The organism is Roseovarius sp. (assembly GCF_018066915.1).
Lineage (GTDB): Bacteria > Pseudomonadota > Alphaproteobacteria > Rhodobacterales > Rhodobacteraceae > Roseovarius.
Genome location: NZ_JAGPVV010000348.1, coordinates 1 through 15109 on the forward strand (window position 1 = coordinate 1; position 15109 = coordinate 15109).

Consider the following 15109-nt stretch of genomic DNA (forward strand, 5'->3'; position numbering starts at 1 on the left):
GGCATTGCCCGCCAGCACATCGCGCTTGGACCCAAGCAAGAGCGCGCCCGCGGAATTGATGTCACGAATACGTCCCTGATCCGGCTCGACCAGCACAAGCGGCGTCTCCGACGCCTCGAGCACGACCCGGTAACAGGTCTCGATGCCGCGAAACTTCTCCAACTCGCGCTCGCGCGCCATCTGTTCGCGCACAAGGCGCTGCTGAATTTCCGCCAGCGGCTGCATGTCGCGGCCCAGCAAGAGCACACCGCCACTATCAGGCTCGCGGTGCACCGTGTAGCGCACCGGGAATTCCCAGTTTGCATTGTCACGGTGGTTCATTTCGATGGGACGCGGCAGCGCATCAGGATCGGCCCGCATCTCGGCCAGCCGCGCATCAAACTTGGTGCGGCTTTCGGTCGTCAGGAAATTGCGGAAATCCCGCCCCACCCAATGCTCCAGACTGCCAAGCTCTGGCAAATCCGGGCTCACCGAAATGGCGGTCACAAGCGATTTGTCATCGAGCATGACCGCGATGTCAGAGGCTTGCTCGATCAAGCGGTCAACGCTTGATGATCCGGGCAATCCACCCGTTAGGGGCCGCTCAGACGTCCTGTTCTGCTTCGTCACGCTGCTATCCCAACTCTCGCGCGCAGGGCGCGCGGATTACGTGTTTGCGTCGATTGACAACGGATCAACCACGGATGCAAGACCGCACAGCTCAATCGCTTCTCGTGCTGTCCGTACTGCAAAATCCGCGCCAGTCCGCTTTTCCACTTCCCTCGGCTTGTCCACCAACCGCCCCCCGATCACGATGGGCGGGCAATTGTCCAAATTCGAACGTAGGTAATCTATCAATTCCGTCAATTGTTCAAGCGTTTTCAGACTGCCCGCTGTGATACCGGCCATGGCGAACCTGCCGGACCCCAACAGGTGTTTCAGCTCCTCATCCTCAAGCCCGATGGCCATGTGAACCCAGATACCATGCCGGCGGAACTGATCCGCCGCGACAAATGCGCCGATCGAGTGATCCTCAAACGTCGGCACGATCATCAGCACCGATTGACCAAGCGGGATACTGCGATCCATCCAACCGCCCAGATCGGCCGCATCCCGCGAGCGGAACAGCGCCTGAAGCCGGGCCGCGCCCACGGTCACATCGACAAAGCTGGCCTTGTCCTGCACCCACATTTCGCCAAGGAAGCGCGCGGCGTCCGGCACATAGGTCTGGTAAATCTCGCTCGACGAGATCCCGTTGGCCACCATCGAGGCGATGACCCGCTGATGCGCCGCCTCGGACTCGTCGGTCAAGGCCGCACAGAGCCGCGTGATCCACTCACCCTTGCTCTTGGGGATATCCCCACCCTGCTTGTCGAGCGCCACCTTTCGCAAGGCGGATTCGACAAGAAACCGTATTCCTGATGCTTGCGGACCAGACCCGCTGTCTTCGGGTTCCCTCATGCGTTGCCCTCCCAGGCGACCCTACTATCCCGCGATCCTCTGCGTATCGCTATACTGCGAATCGCACTCGGGACAAAGGGGGGCGCGTTTTCTGCTCCGTATACCTAGTGTGCGGGTGCAGAGGTCAAATGTCAAATTATCCTGACAGACTCGGGCAACAAATCAGGCCACCACGCCCATTCCCCACGAATTCGGGAAAACTGCACGGATATTGACCGATCCGGTGCCCAAAAATGCCGCGACAGCCCCGCCAGAGCCCCCGCGCCCGGACCCCGTCCAGATTTCATGACAAGTTATCCGAGTCCAAAAGTGTAAATTATAATTGACACATTTAGCCCTCAGGTCGTAGCATCAACTCAGGCCAGAGACACGGGACCGGAGGGGATATGGCGCGGCAGGCGCATCATCAACAAGCGACCGGAGCGCTCTACACCGCCGCAGAGCGCGCACGCCGCGATGCCACGGTCTGGACACTCGTGCAGGGCATTCTCGCACCGGTGCAATTTCTGGTCTTCCTGATTTCGCTCGGGCTCGTGCTGCGCTACCTCGTCACCGGCGACGGATTTGCCGCCGCGACCTGGTCCATCGTAATCAAGACTGGCGTGCTCTACCTCATCATGGTGACAGGCGCGATCTGGGAAAAGGTCGTGTTCGGCCAATACCTCTTCGCGCCCGCGTTCTTCTGGGAAGATGTGTTCAGCTTTGGCGTCATCGCCCTGCACACCGCCTATCTCTGGGCACTCTGGAGCCATGCGCTCACACCGCAGGGCCTGATGGGTCTCGCGCTCGCGGCCTATGCCGCCTACGTCATCAACGCCGGACAATTCCTGTGGAAACTGCGCATGGCGCGCCTTCAGGCAGGAGAGGCCGCATGAGCTTTGATACTCCCCCCAGCACTGGCTGTCGCGAGGCCCCCGTTCTGCGCGAACGCGGTCAGCACGAGGTCTTCTGCGGTCTGACCGGGATCATCTGGCTGCATCGCAAGATGCAGGATGCGTTCTTTCTCGTGGTCGGCTCGCGGACCTGCGCACACCTGCTGCAATCCGCCGCTGGCGTGATGATCTTTGCCGAGCCACGATTCGGCACCGCCATTCTGGAAGAGACCGATCTCGCCGGTCTCGCCGATGCACAGGTCGAGTTGGAGCGAGAGGTGGCCCGCCTGATCGCGCGCCGCCCCGATATCCGGCAACTCTTCCTCGTGGGCTCTTGCCCGTCCGAAGTGATCAAGCTTGATCTCGCCCGCGCCGCCGAACGGCTGAGCGTGCAGCACGCCCCGCATGTGCGGGTGCTGAACTATTCCGGCTCGGGCATCGAGACGACCTTTACCCAAGGCGAGGATGCCTGCCTTGCCTCCATGGTCCCCTCGCTGCCCGAAACCGATGCGCGCCAGTTGATGCTGGTGGGGGCCCTGCCCGATGTGGTCGAGGATCAGGCCCGCGACCTCCTGGCCCAGATGGGGATCACCGATGTCGCGATCCTGCCCGCGCGCCGGGCAGATGATCCGCTGAGCGTGGGCCCGAACACTGTCTTTGCTCTCTTGCAGCCCTTCCTTGGCGATACGCTCGCAGCCCTTGAGCGGCGCGGCGCACGGCATATCCCAGCCCCCTTCCCCTTTGGCGCAGAGGGCACGACCGGCTGGTTGCGCGCCGTGGCCGATGAATTCGGCGTCGATGACGCCACGTTCGAGCGTGTCACCGCCGCCCCGCGCGACCGCGCCACCCGCGCCGTCGCCCAAGCCGCCGAGAGCCTGCGCGGCAAGTCGATCTTTTTCTTCCCCGACAGCCAGCTTGAAATCCCGCTGGCGCGGTTTCTGACCCGCGAATGTGGCATGCGCGCGATCGAGGTGGGCACTCCCTTCCTGCACAAGAACATCCTCGGCCCCGATCTCGACCTGCTCGAGGCAGGCCCGCAACTGACCGAAGGTCAGGATGTCGAGCGTCAACTCGACCGGTGTCGCGCCGCTCAGCCCGATCTGACGGTCTGCGGTCTGGGCCTTGCCAACCCGCTCGAGGCCGAGAGGCTGGCGACCAAATGGGCGATCGAGCTGGTCTTTACCCCGGTGCATTTCTACGAACAGGCAGGCGATCTCGCAGGGCTCTTCTCGCGCCCGATGCGCCGCCGTGCGGCCCTAAAACTGGGGGCAGCATCATGAAGCTAACGCTCTGGACATACGAAGGCCCGCCGCATGTCGGCGCGATGCGCGTCGCCACCGCGATGAAGGGTCTGCATTACGTGCTGCACGCACCGCAGGGCGATACCTATGCCGATCTGCTGTTCACCATGATCGAGCGGCGCAATCACCGCCCGCCCGTGACCTACACCACCTTTCAGGCGCGCGATCTTGGGGCCGATACCGCCAATCTCTTCAAGACCGCCTGTCAGGCCGCCTATGACCGGTTTCAGCCAGAGGCGATGATTGTCGGTGCCTCCTGCACCGCCGAACTCATTCAAGACGACCCCGGCGGAATGGCCGAAATGATGGGCCTGCCCTGCCCGGTCATCGCACTTGAACTGCCCAGCTATCAGCGCAAGGAAAATTTCGGCGCGGATGAAACCTTCTTTCAGATCACCCGCGCGCTGGCCAAGCCGATCGACAAGACCGCCCATGTCAGCTGCAATCTGATCGGGCCGACCGCCCTTGGATTTCGCCACCGCGACGACATCACCGAACTGACCGGCATGCTGGCCGACATGGGCATCGCCGTGAATGTCTGCGCGCCCTATGGCGCGTCCCCCTCGGATATCGCCCGGCTTGGGGCCGCGCATTTCAACGTGCTGATGTATCCCGAGACGGGCGAGAGCGCCTGCCGCTGGATGGAGCGGGAATTGGGCCTGCCATTTACCAAGACTGTCCCAATCGGCGTCGGTGCCACTCGCGATTTCATTTGCGAAGTCAGCGTCTTGGGCAATGTTCCTCAAGCGATGGATGAAGAGCGTTTGCGCCTGCCTTGGTATTCAGCCAGCGTCGACAGCACCTATCTGACAGGCAAGCGCGTGTTCATCTTTGGCGATGGCACCCATGCCGCCGCCGCCGCCCGCATCGCCCGTGACGAGATGGGGTTCGAGGTGGTGGGGCTTGGCTGCTACAACCGCGAAATGGCGCGGCCCCTGCGGGCACTGGCCAAGGCCTATGGGCTCGAGGCGCTGATTACCGACGACTATCTCGAGGTTGAGGCCGCGATTGAGGCCGCCGCCCCCGAGATGATCCTTGGCACGCAGATGGAGCGGATGATCGGCAAACGGCTGGGCATCCCCTGCGCCGTGATCTCTGCCCCCGTGCATGTTCAGGATTTCCCGGCCCGCTATTCCCCGCAAATGGGAATCGAGGGGGCCAATGTGATCTTTGACACTTGGGTCCATCCGCTGGTGATGGGTCTCGAAGAGCACCTCTTGCATATGTTCCGTGACGATTTCGAATTCCACGACGCCGCAGGCGCCAGCCACCATGGCGGGCAGCATGTGGCCAAGGACGCCACGAAGGACACCGCAGAGACCCCGGCCCCGGCAGAAGCACCGGCCAAGGCAAGCGACGTTCTGGTCTGGCTGGCCGACGCCGAGCGCGAGTTGAAGAAGATCCCCTTCTTCGTGCGCGGCAAGGCCCGGCGCAACACCGAGATTTTCGCCTCGCAAAAGGGGCTGAACGAAATCGGCATCGACACGCTTTACGAGGCAAAGGCCCATTATGCGCGATGACGTGACCCCACAGGCCCCGGCGGCGCCCTACCGCGTCGTGATCCTGACGCTGGATGCCCATGCGGCGGGTGCCTGCGCCCGTGTGGCAGAGCGGATGGCGGCCGAATTTCCCGGCCTCACCCTCAAGGTGCATGCCGCCGCCGAATGGGGCGAAAACCCCGCCGCTCTGGACAATGCCCGCGCCGATATCGCGCGCGGTGACCTGATCCTCGTCAGCCTGCTCTTTCTCGAGGATCACATCCGGGCAATCCTGCCGGACCTCAAGGCGCGGCGCGATCAGTGCGATGCGATGATCGGCATCATTGCCGATGCCCAGATCGTGAAACTGACCCGCATGGGCACGCTCGACATGGCCGCCCCTGAAACCGGCGCGCGCAAGCTGATCAAACGTCTGCGCGGCACCGACAAGCCGTCGGCGGAATCGGGCGAGAAAAAGATGAAGATGCTGCGCCGCCTGCCGCGCATCCTGAAATACATCCCCGGCAAGGCGCAGGACCTGCGCGCATGGTTCCTCGTCATGCAATACTGGCTGGGCACCTCGGACGACAATATCGAGGCGATGCTGCGGTTCCTCATGTCGCGCTATGGCCACGAGGCCCGCTTTCGCGCGCTGCGCGCCCCCGCACCGCAGGATTACCCCGAGGTGGGTCTCTACCATCCCGACCTGCCCGAACGGATCACGACCGATATCTCGCGCCTGCCAACCCCCCAAGGGATGATCGGCACGGTCGGCCTTTTGGTCATGCGCAGCTATGTGCTCTCGGGCGATCACGCGCATTATGACGCGGTGATCCGGGCGTTCGAGGCGCGCGGCCTGCGGGTGATCCCGGCCTTTGCCTCGGGGCTTGATGGCCGCCCGGCGGTCGAACGCTTCTTCGAGGGGCGCGTCGATACGCTCGTGTCTCTGACCGGCTTCAGCCTCGTGGGCGGCCCCGCCTATAATGACAGTGCGGCGGCGGTCGATGTGCTGACCCACCTTGATGTGCCTTACGTCGCCGCCCATCCGCTCGAATTTCAGACGCTGGCGCAATGGGCCGGATCGGCGGGCGGTCTGGGACCGATCGAGACAACCATGCTCGTGGCCCTGCCCGAGATCGACGGCGCCACCAACCCCACCGTCTTTGCCGGACGCCATGGCAACGAAACCTGCGAAGGCTGCGCACGGCGCTGCACCGGCGACGGACAGCGCGCGATGGCCCCCTGCCCCGAACGGATCGAGATGCTGGCGGCAAGGGTCGCGCGGCTGGCGCATCTGCGGCGGCAAGAGGTGGCAACCCGCCGCGTGGGCATCGTGCTTTTCGGCTTTCCGCCCAATGCCGGGGCGGCGGGCACGGCGGCCTATCTTGACGTGTTCCAATCGCTGCACAACATGCTGCACGCCATGGCCGCGCGCGGCTATGACCTGACCCCGCCCGAAACGGTCGAAGAGTTGCGCCGCGCGGTCCTAGAGGGCAGCGCCCGCCAATACGGCCAAGAGGCCAATATCGCCGCCCATGTCAGCGCCGATGACATCGTGTCTGGCACGCCTTGGCTGCGCGAGATCGAGGCGCAATGGGGTGCTGCCCCCGGCAAGGCGCAATCGGACGGGCGCGGCGTCTTCATCCTTGGGGCCGAGTTCGGCAATGTCTTTGTCGGGCTGCAACCGGCCTTTGGCTATGAGGGCGACCCGATGCGCCTTCTCTTCGAGCGCGGATTTGCCCCGACCCATGCCTTTGCGCAATTTTACCTCTGGCTCAAGAACCGCTTTCAGGCCGACGTGCTCTTGCACTTCGGGATGCATGGCGCGCTGGAATTCATGCCGGGCAAACAGGCCGGACCGGGGGCTGGCTGCTGGCCGGATCGCCTGATTGGCGACATGCCCAATGTCTATCTCTACCCCTCCAACAACCCCTCCGAGGCGAGCCTTGCCAAGCGGCGCACTGGCGCTGTGACGGTCACACACCTGACCCCGCCGCTGGCGGCCTCTGGCCTCTACAAGGGCCTTGCGGAACTCAAGGACAGCCTCAAGCGCTGGCGCGAGATGTCTGGCGACGCCCCCGAGCGCGAGGAATTGCGCGCGCTCATCGCCGAGCAGGCGGTGACAGTCGATATGGGGGGACGTGAACCCGATACGCTCTGGCTCAAACTCCTTGAGACCGAAGAGGCGCTGATCCCCGAAGGCCTGCACGTGCTGGGCCGCCCGATGAGCGCCGAGGCCCGCGCCGGGTATCTCGCGATCATGGAAGGCACCGATGCAGAAACACGGGCGCGGGTGGATGCCCTCTTGCAACAGGAAACCGAGATTGCGGCGCTGCTGCACGCGCTGGGTGGGCACTTTACCCCGCCCGTGCCCGGCGGCGACCTGATCCGTTCGGCCGATATCCTGCCCACCGGGCGCAATATCCATGCCTTTGATCCCTTCCGCATGCCTACCGAATTCGCCTGCCGCGATGGCGCGCGTCAGGCCGCGCGCCTCTTGGAGACCCACAAGAGCCTGCCGCGTTCGATTGCCCTCGTGCTCTGGGGATCGGACAATATCAAATCCGACGGCGCGCCCATGGCACAGGCTCTGGCGCTGATGGGGGCCAAGCCGCGGTTCGACTCATTCGGCCGCCTCTCTGGCGCGGACCTGATCCCGCTCGAAGTGCTGGGCCGCCCGCGCATCGACGTGATGATGACGCTCTCGGGCATTTTCCGCGATCTGCTGCCCTTGCAGGTGCGGATGCTGGCCGAGGCGGCGCTGGTAGCCGCACAGGCCGATGAGCCTGACGAGATGAACTATATCCGCGCCCATGTCCGCGCGCAGATGGCCAAGACCGGCTGCGATCTGGAAACGGCGGCGCTGCGGGTGTTCTCGAATGCCGAAGGCGCCTATGGCTCGAATGTCAATCAACTGGTCGACAGCTCTGCCTTTGACGACGAGGACGAGTTGGCCGATGCCTATCAGGCGCGCAAGGGCTTTGCTTACGGCGTCAACGGCAAGGCGACAGCCCAGGGCGCGCTCTTGCAGGCGGCGCTGGAACGGGTCGAAGTGGCCTATCAGAACCTCGAGTCGGTCGAACTGGGTGTCACCACGGTGGACCATTATTTCGACACACTGGGCGGGATTTCCCGCGCGGTGCGCCGGGCGCGCGGTGGCAAGGAAGCGGCGATCTACATCTCCGACACCACGCGGGGGGCGGGCACTGTGCGCACGCTGGCCGATCAGGTGGCGCTTGAAACCCGCGCCCGCTCGCTCAACCCGAAATTCCACGAAGGCCTCTTGCGCCACGGCGCCGAAGGCGTGCGCCAGATCGAGGCGCATGTGACCAATACGATGGGCTGGTCGGCCACTACCGGGCAGGTGGAGCCGTGGATCTATCAGCGGATTTCCGAAACCTTCGTGCTCGATGAGGTGATGCGCAAGCGGTTGAGCGATCTCAACCCGGTGGCCTCGTCGCGCATGGCGAACCGCCTCCTCGAGGCGCATGACCGCGCCTATTGGCAGACCGATGCCGCGACCCTCGCAGCACTCCAATCCGCAGCGGCGGCGATGGAGGATCGGATGGAAGGGGTGGCGGCAGAATGACAACGCATAGCGAGTATCCCCTGAGCCGGAGTGGGGGCCAGCCCCCACACCCCCGGAGTATTTCGGGAACGATGAAACATGAAATCACGGCGCAAGCCGATTGGAGGACAACATGAGCCCGCGCGACGACATTCCCAGCTTGAGGGGACAGGACGGCGAGGGATCGGTGCAAGTGCATCAGGACGCCGATATGAAAATCGAAGGCGCCAAGGTGTTCTCGGTCTATGGCAAGGGCGGGATCGGCAAATCGACCACCTCGTCCAATCTCTCGGCGGCCTTTGCCGCCATGGGCAAACGGGTGTTGCAGATCGGCTGCGACCCCAAGCATGACAGCACCTTTACCCTGACAGGCCAGTTGCAGCCGACGGTGATCGACATTCTCAAGAGCGTGGATTTCCACGCCGAGGAATTGCGCCCCGAGGATTTCGTGACCGTGGGCTGGGGCGGCGTGAAATGTGTCGAGGCCGGTGGCCCCCCTGCCGGCACCGGCTGTGGCGGTTACGTGGTGGGCCAGACGGTCAAGCTTCTCAAGCAGCACCACATGCTCGATGATGCCGATGTGGTGATCTTCGACGTTCTGGGCGATGTGGTCTGCGGTGGCTTTGCGGCACCGTTGCAGCACGCTGACCGCGCCCTGATCGTCACCGCCAATGATTTCGACAGCATCTATGCGATGAACCGGATCATTGCCGCCGTGCAGGCCAAATCCGCCAACTACAAGGTGCGGCTGGCGGGCTGCGTGGCGAACCGGTCGCGCGATACCAACGAGGTGGACCGCTATTGCGATGTGGTGGGCTTCAACCGCATCGCCCATATGCCCGATATCGACGCCATCCGCCGCTCGCGCCTCAAGAAAAAGACGCTGTTCGAGATGGAGCTGGATGACGAGGTGCAGATGGTGCGCGACATCTACACAGGGCTGGCGCAGCATCTCTGGAACGGCACCGATCCCTTGGCCCCCTCGCCGATGGAAGACCGCGACATCTTTGAATTGCTGGGGTTCGATTGATGCGTGATTTCAGCTCGCCTCCGGCCCTCGGTGCCCCCCAGGATGACTGGGCGCAGACGCGCGACCGGGTCGAGACCTATTTCGACCGCACCGCGACCCAGGTCTGGGAGCGGCTGACAAGCGATGCGCCGGTTTCAAAAATCCGCCAGACGGTCCGCTTGGGCCGCGACCGGATGCGCGCGCAGATGCTGGCGCGGCTGCCGCAGGACATGCGGGGGCTGCGCGTGCTCGATGCGGGCTGCGGCGCCGGGCAGATGACAGCGGAACTGGCCGCACGCGGTGCCGAGGTGATGGCGGTGGATATCTCCCCCGCCCTCATCGAGGTGGCGCGGCGGCGCTTGCCCGATGCGCTCGCCCCACAGGTCAGCTTTCACGCAGGTGACATGCTTGATGCTGCCCTTGGGCGGTTTGATCACGTCATGGCGATGGACAGCCTGATCTATTACACCGAATCCGACCTTGCGCGCGCGCTCGATGCGCTGGCCGCGCGCACCACCGACACGGTGGTCTTTACCGTGGCCCCGCGCACCCCGCTCTTGATGGCGATGTGGCGCATGGGCAAGCTTTTCCCGCGCGCTGACCGCTCGCCCAGCTTGGTGCCCCATTCCGCCAAACGGCTGCAACGGGCGCTGCGCTATGCAGGCAGCACCGCCACCCTGCGCCCGCTGGCCCGCGTGACATCCGGCTTTTACATCTCTCAGGCGATGGAGGTTCACAGATGAGCACGCGCCGCCCTTCCCCCCTGATGGCGCTGACCACGCGCTGGCTGCCCTTTGCCGATGCGGCAAGCGAGGGTCTGCCGCTCTGGCAGCTTCTGCGCCTGTCGCTCTTTCAGGTGTCAGTGGGGATGGCGACGGTGCTGCTGTTGGGCACGCTCAACCGCGTGATGATCGTCGAGCTTTCGGTGCCGGCCCTCGTGGTTGCAGCGATGATCGCGCTGCCGGTGCTGATCGCGCCCTTCCGGGCGCTGATGGGGTTCCGGTCAGACACGCATCGCTCGGCCTTGGGATGGAAACGTATCCCCTATCTCTGGTTCGGCTCGCTCTGGCAGATGGGGGGCCTTGCGGTCATGCCCTTCGCGCTCTTGGTGCTTTCGGGCCAACAAGAGGTGGGGCCGACCTGGGCGGGCGAGGTGCTGGCGGCGCTGGCGTTCCTGATGACCGGCCTTGGCCTGCATATGACCCAGACCGCCGGTCTGGCACTGGCCAGTGACCGAGCCACCGATGAGACACGTCCGCGCGTCGTGGCGCTGCTTTACGTCATGTTCCTCTTGGGCATGGCGATTTCGGCCATTGTGATTGGCTGGCTCTTGCGGGATTTCGCGCCCTTCACACTGGTGCGCGTGGTTCAGGGGGCGGCCTCTCTCGGGATCATCCTCAACCTGATCGCGCTCTGGAAACAGGAAAAGCTCAACCCCATGAGCCGCGCCGAACGCGCGGCCCCGCGCCCCGAGTTCCGCGCCGCTTGGGCGGATCTCATGGCTGGGGGAACGGCGGGGCGGCTGCTGGCGGTTGTGTTCCTTGGCACCATGGCCTTCAACATGCAGGACGTGCTGCTGGAACCCTACGGCGGCGAGGTGCTGGGGCTGTCAGTGTCCTCGACCACGATGCTGACCTCGATCTGGGCGATTGGCGCGCTGATCGGCTTTGGCCTTGCGGGGCGCGCGCTCTTGCGGGGGGCCAATGCCTACCGCATGGCGGGCACCGGCCTCTTGATCGGGATCGCGGCCTTTTCGACCGTGATCTTCTCCGCGCCAATGCAGGCGCCTGCGCTCTTTTTCGCCGGGGCGGGCCTGATCGGTCTGGGCGGCGGGCTCTTTGCGGTCTCGACCCTGACCGCCGCCATGGCGCTCGCTGCAAGTGGCATGTCCGGGCATGGTCTGGCGCTGGGCGCTTGGGGCGCGGCACAGGCCACGGCGGCGGGTCTCTCGATTGCCATCGGCGGCGGTGTGCGCGACGTCGTCAATCATCTCGCCCTCTCGGGGCAGATGGGCGAGGCGCTCCGCACAGCGGCGACCGGCTATTCCGTCGTCTACCACGGGGAAATTGCCCTTTTGTTCATTACCCTTGCCGTCCTTGGCCCGCTGGTGCGGTTCAAGCAGCCCGGCAGCACAACCCAATCCGGGGGCGGCCGCATCGGGCTGGCCGATTTCCCCACATGACCTGCGATCGCTCGAAAGGAGTCTGACATGACCGAGCCGTTCTTTGGAAATTTTGATCTCGCAAGCCTCTCGCTCTGGCTGTTCTACGGGTTCTTTGCCCTGCTGATTTTCTACATCCAGCGCGAGAACATGCGCGAAGGCTATCCGCTCGAGGATGATGACGGCAGGCCGTCAGCCAATCAGGGGCTGTTCCCGCTGCCGGGCGACAAGACCTTCAAATTGCCGCATGGCCGGGGCGAATTGACCGTGCCGTCAGGGCAGAACCCGGACCGCACCGATCTGGCGCTGGAAAAAACCGCTGCGGGCAATGGCTTCCCCTTTGCCCCCACCGGCAATCCGATGGCCGATGGGGTTGGCCCCGCGTCTTGGGCCCCGCGCCGCGATGTGCCGGAACTGGATGGCCATGGCCACCCCAAGATCGTGCCGATGGCCGCGACCGAGCATTTCGTGGTGGCCGCAGGGCGTGATCCACGAGGCCTGCCGGTCGTTGCCGGAGACGGCGAAATCGTGGGCAAGATCAGCGACATGTGGATCGACGAACCCGAGCAACTGGTGCGGTATCTGGAAATCGAACTGGCCGCGCCGCATGGCGAAGGCAAGCGTCTGGTGCCGATCACCTTTGCCCGGATCAAGTCGGACCGCGTCAATGTCCGCTCGATCTTTGGCAAGCATTTCGGCGGTGTGCCACAACATGCCTCGTCGCGTCAGGTGACCCTGCTCGAAGAGGACAAGATCAGCGGCTATTACGGCGGTGGCACCCTCTACGCCAGCGACGCACGGCAAGAGCCGCTGCTGGGATAAGGAGCCAAGACCATGAGCCACGACGATTTTGCCGTTGAACCCGTAAGGGGCCTGCCCGAAACCCCGCCCGAGGGCGAACGTATCCTCTGGCAGGGGGCGCCCGATTGGTGGCGGTTGAGCGTCGAGGCGCTCAGCCTGCCGTGGGTGGCGGGATACTTCGTCGTGCTCGCGGTCTGGCGGTTCATCACTATGATGGACCAGATGCCGCTTGTCACGGCCTTTGCCGCCGCCCTGCCGCTCGTGATCATGGGCGCGGTGGTCTGCCTGATGCTGATGCTGGTGGGCTATGTTCAGGCGCGCGCCACGGTCTACACGATCACCAACCGCCGCGTCGCCATGCGCATCGGTGCGGCACTGACGGTCACGCTCAACCTGCCCTACACGCAGGTCGGGCGCGCCGATCTCAAACTGGGCAAGAACGATACTGGCACCATCGTGCTTGACCTGATGGGTGACACGCGGCTCAGCTACCTTGTGTGCTGGCCGCATGTGCGCCCTTGGGTCATGCGCCGCACGCAGCCCGCGCTGCGCTGCATCCCCGAGGCGGCCAAGGTGGCACAACTGCTGGCTGAGGCGGCGGAAACCCGCGTCGCCACGCCCAAGATCACCCGCAGCGCGCCGCCGCGTGCCATCGCGGCAGAATGAACAGGAGCGGATAAGATGACCGATACAAGCGCCCCCCGTTACAAGGCCCCACCAGACCGCGATCTCGTGCCGCGCGTGATGATCCGCGCGATGCTGGGGCTGGTGCTGGCGGTGCTGGCGCTGGTCACTTATGCGCGCCTCACCGATGCCCCGCTGGTCGCCACCCCGCCCGACAGCGAGATCGTGCTGGAACGCCATGTGTTCCTGAGCGGCACTATGGGTGGGGCCGCCACGATCCTCGATGCCAATGGCACCCTGATTGCCAATCTTTCACCCGAAGAGGGTGGCTTTATCGCCGGCGTGTCCCGCGTTCTCGACCGCGAGCGCGCCAAGCATGGCGTGGCCCTCACCGGCCCCGTCACCATCATCGCCCGCAAGGATGGCCGCCTCTCGGTCTACGACCCCTCGACCGGATGGGGCGCGGACCTGATGGGCTTTGGCCAGACCAATTCGATGGCCTTCACCAAACTTTTGACCCGCTAGGAAAGGATCACCACAATGGGACTTCTGACACGCGAATTTGAACGCGCCCCCTGCACGGTCGAAATCAGCCACTGTTTCGAGAGCCTGCACGCCCATGTGCGCTTCAACAACGGCACCACCGTCTATCCCGGCGACAGTGTCAAGGTGCATGGCCCCGAGATCATGGCCCCCTACGGCATGGTCGTGAGCGAAGACCGCGAGGCCACCATCATCCGCGCGAGCGCGATTGAGCGCCTCTGGACCCGCCTGACCGGTGATTTCGAAGTGATGGAACTCTGTGAATTCTCCTTCTCCGATGAGGTGACGCTATGAACATCGCCGTCAAACATTCCGCCGACGCCACCACCGTCGAAGAGGGTCTCGCCATCCAAGAGGCGAATGCCAAGTTCGACAGCAAGGCCGCCACTGAACTGGCGATGCAGAACACCTTGCTCACGCCGCGCTTTTACACCACCGATTTCGACGAGCTTGATGCCATCGACGTCTCGTCGGTGCGCGAGGACTGGGACAAGCTCATCGACCAGATGGAAGCAGACCCCAACAAGGGCCATTTCAAGAAAAACGAAGACTGGGATCACGTCGATTGGGACGGGATGGAACCGAAGCTCAAGAAAGAGTTCATCGACTTTCTCGTCTCCTCCTGCACCGCCGAGTTTTCCGGCTGCGTGCTCTACAAGGAAATGAAACGGCGCGGCAACAACAAGGACATCACCCAGCTCTTTCAACTGATGGCGCGCGACGAGGCGCGGCATGCGGGCTTTATCAATGACGCGCTGCGCGAAGCGGGCGTGGCGGTGAACCTCGGGTTCCTGACCCAGCAAAAGAAATATACCTATTTCCGGCCCAAGTTCATCTACTACGCCACTTACCTCAGCGAAAAGATCGGCTATGCGCGCTATATCACGATCTTTCGGCATCTCGAGGCGCATCCCGAACACCGCTTCCACCCGATCTTCAAATGGTTTGAGGAATGGTGCAACGACGAGTTCAGCCATGGCGAGGCCTTTGCCCTGCTGATGAAGACCGACCCCAAGCTGACCTCTGGCCGAAACGTGCTCTGGATCAAGTTCTTCCTGACCGCCGTTTATGCCACCATGTATGTGCGCGACCATCAGCGCCCCGCGTTCCACAACGCGCTTGGCGTTGATCCGGATTGGTATGCGCATGAGGTCTTCACCAAGACATCGGACATCAGCAAACAGATCTTCCCGATCACCCTCGATATCGAGCATCCGCGTTGGCAAACCGGGCTGGTGCGGCTGCAAAAGGCCAATGCCGACCTGGCAAAGGCCCGCGCAGAGGGCGGCCTCGGCGGACGCTTGCGGTCGCT

14 protein-coding genes are annotated in these 15109 nt (G+C 63.9%); 12 read left to right on the top strand and 2 right to left on the bottom strand.

Annotated features, from left to right (window positions below; translation table 11 throughout):
- Both KBT70_RS19465 and KBT70_RS19470 read right to left on the bottom strand, forming a co-directional pair.
- On the bottom strand, positions 1 to 537 hold a 537-nt coding region (locus KBT70_RS19465; RefSeq protein WP_363271010.1), incomplete at its 3' end, for a PAS domain-containing protein.
- Positions 538 to 645: 108 nt separating this feature from the next.
- The gene (locus tag KBT70_RS19470) at positions 646 to 1440 is read right to left on the bottom strand and encodes a hypothetical protein (RefSeq protein ID WP_296638035.1); all 795 of its coding nucleotides are present in this window, start codon (positions 1438 to 1440) and stop codon (positions 646 to 648) included.
- Positions 1441 to 1826: 386 nt separating this feature from the next.
- Between KBT70_RS19470 and bchF the strand changes: the two genes are divergently transcribed.
- The 12 genes from bchF to acsF form a co-directional block, all read left to right on the top strand.
- Positions 1827 to 2315 (top strand): 2-vinyl bacteriochlorophyllide hydratase, encoded by a 489-nt coding sequence (gene bchF / locus KBT70_RS19475; protein ID WP_296638037.1) that lies wholly within the window; start codon positions 1827 to 1829, stop codon positions 2313 to 2315.
- Entirely contained in the window at positions 2312 to 3592 is a 1281-nt protein-coding gene (locus KBT70_RS19480; protein ID WP_296638039.1) for a ferredoxin:protochlorophyllide reductase (ATP-dependent) subunit N, read from the top strand. The genes bchF and KBT70_RS19480 overlap by 4 nt, the downstream gene beginning before the upstream one ends.
- Positions 3589 to 5133: a ferredoxin:protochlorophyllide reductase (ATP-dependent) subunit B gene (gene bchB / locus KBT70_RS19485; protein ID WP_296638041.1), complete on the top strand. Its 1545-nt coding sequence runs from the start codon at positions 3589 to 3591 to the stop codon at positions 5131 to 5133. The genes KBT70_RS19480 and bchB overlap by 4 nt, the downstream gene beginning before the upstream one ends.
- Positions 5123 to 8680: a magnesium chelatase subunit H gene (locus KBT70_RS19490; protein ID WP_296638043.1), complete on the top strand. Its 3558-nt coding sequence runs from the start codon at positions 5123 to 5125 to the stop codon at positions 8678 to 8680. Before bchB ends, KBT70_RS19490 begins: the two co-directional genes overlap by 11 nt.
- 112 nt (positions 8681 to 8792) lie before the next feature.
- On the top strand, positions 8793 to 9689 hold the full coding sequence (gene bchL / locus KBT70_RS19495; RefSeq protein WP_296638045.1) for a ferredoxin:protochlorophyllide reductase (ATP-dependent) iron-sulfur ATP-binding protein: 897 nt from the start codon (positions 8793 to 8795) through the stop codon (positions 9687 to 9689).
- Complete coding sequence (gene bchM / locus KBT70_RS19500) at positions 9689 to 10411, top strand: magnesium protoporphyrin IX methyltransferase (protein ID WP_296638047.1); 723 nt, start codon at positions 9689 to 9691, stop codon at positions 10409 to 10411. The genes bchL and bchM overlap by 1 nt, the downstream gene beginning before the upstream one ends.
- Complete coding sequence (locus tag KBT70_RS19505; RefSeq protein ID WP_296638049.1) at positions 10408 to 11850, top strand: PucC family protein; 1443 nt, start codon at positions 10408 to 10410, stop codon at positions 11848 to 11850. The genes bchM and KBT70_RS19505 overlap by 4 nt, the downstream gene beginning before the upstream one ends.
- Positions 11851 to 11877: 27 nt before the next feature.
- Positions 11878 to 12651: a photosynthetic reaction center subunit H gene (gene puhA / locus KBT70_RS19510; protein WP_296638050.1), complete on the top strand. Its 774-nt coding sequence runs from the start codon at positions 11878 to 11880 to the stop codon at positions 12649 to 12651.
- A gap of 12 nt (positions 12652 to 12663) precedes the next feature.
- Positions 12664 to 13296 (top strand): photosynthetic complex putative assembly protein PuhB, encoded by a 633-nt coding sequence (gene puhB, locus KBT70_RS19515; protein WP_296638051.1) that lies wholly within the window; start codon positions 12664 to 12666, stop codon positions 13294 to 13296.
- A gap of 15 nt (positions 13297 to 13311) precedes the next feature.
- Positions 13312 to 13779, top strand: coding sequence for a photosynthetic complex assembly protein PuhC (puhC, locus tag KBT70_RS19520; protein ID WP_296638052.1), 468 nt, complete (start codon positions 13312 to 13314; stop codon positions 13777 to 13779).
- Between the two features lie 15 nt (positions 13780 to 13794).
- A complete protein-coding gene (locus KBT70_RS19525) occupies positions 13795 to 14091 on the top strand; it encodes a hypothetical protein (RefSeq protein ID WP_296638055.1) in 297 nt (98 codons plus the stop codon).
- On the top strand, positions 14088 to 15109 hold a 1022-nt coding region (acsF, locus tag KBT70_RS19530), incomplete at its 3' end, for a magnesium-protoporphyrin IX monomethyl ester (oxidative) cyclase (protein ID WP_296638057.1). The genes KBT70_RS19525 and acsF, both read left to right, overlap by 4 nt.

Coding starts and splice junctions, on each gene's coding strand:
- bchL (WP_296638045.1), top strand. CDS start 8,793: ATGAGCCCGCGCGACGACATTCCCAGCTTGAGGGGACAGGACGGCGAG.
- bchF (WP_296638037.1), top strand. CDS start 1,827: ATGGCGCGGCAGGCGCATCATCAACAAGCGACCGGAGCGCTCTACACC.
- KBT70_RS19525 (WP_296638055.1), top strand. CDS start 13,795: ATGGGACTTCTGACACGCGAATTTGAACGCGCCCCCTGCACGGTCGAA.
- bchB (WP_296638041.1), top strand. CDS start 3,589: ATGAAGCTAACGCTCTGGACATACGAAGGCCCGCCGCATGTCGGCGCG.
- KBT70_RS19470 (WP_296638035.1), bottom strand. CDS start 1,440: ATGAGGGAACCCGAAGACAGCGGGTCTGGTCCGCAAGCATCAGGAATA.
- puhB (WP_296638051.1), top strand. CDS start 12,664: ATGAGCCACGACGATTTTGCCGTTGAACCCGTAAGGGGCCTGCCCGAA.
- KBT70_RS19480 (WP_296638039.1), top strand. CDS start 2,312: ATGAGCTTTGATACTCCCCCCAGCACTGGCTGTCGCGAGGCCCCCGTT.
- KBT70_RS19490 (WP_296638043.1), top strand. CDS start 5,123: ATGCGCGATGACGTGACCCCACAGGCCCCGGCGGCGCCCTACCGCGTC.
- puhC (WP_296638052.1), top strand. CDS start 13,312: ATGACCGATACAAGCGCCCCCCGTTACAAGGCCCCACCAGACCGCGAT.
- puhA (WP_296638050.1), top strand. CDS start 11,878: ATGACCGAGCCGTTCTTTGGAAATTTTGATCTCGCAAGCCTCTCGCTC.
- KBT70_RS19505 (WP_296638049.1), top strand. CDS start 10,408: ATGAGCACGCGCCGCCCTTCCCCCCTGATGGCGCTGACCACGCGCTGG.
- bchM (WP_296638047.1), top strand. CDS start 9,689: ATGCGTGATTTCAGCTCGCCTCCGGCCCTCGGTGCCCCCCAGGATGAC.